This window comes from Achromobacter sp. GbtcB20 (assembly GCF_019091095.1).
Taxonomy (GTDB): Bacteria; Pseudomonadota; Gammaproteobacteria; order Burkholderiales; family Burkholderiaceae_B; genus Achromobacter; species Achromobacter mucicolens.
Genome location: NZ_JAGXJZ010000882.1, coordinates 1 through 237 on the forward strand (window position 1 = coordinate 1; position 237 = coordinate 237).

Sequence of the window (237 nt, forward strand, 5' to 3'; positions counted from 1 at the left end):
TCGACACCATCCAGTTGTTCCAAAGGACGACAAGCGAAACGGCGAAGACAATCCACAGAATGGTACGTTTGTTGATTTCCATTGAGGTATTCGTCAGGAGTGGTTGCAACCGCAAGCGGCTGAGTGAGAATGCTTGTGCCGCGCGGGCGGCACAGGGTCGAGCCCGCCTTCGTTCCAGGGATGGCAGCGGCCGAGGCGGCGCACCGTCAGCCAGCTGCCGCGCAGCGCGCCATGGGT

At 61.2% G+C, this 237-nt stretch carries 1 protein-coding gene; it reads right to left on the reverse strand.

All coding sequences use genetic code 11. The annotated features are described in order from the left end of the window. Window positions 1-93: 93 nt before the first annotated feature. A partial coding sequence (yidD, locus tag KVT32_RS31495) for a membrane protein insertion efficiency factor YidD (protein ID WP_217619576.1) occupies window positions 94-237 on the reverse strand: 144 nt, incomplete at its 5' end.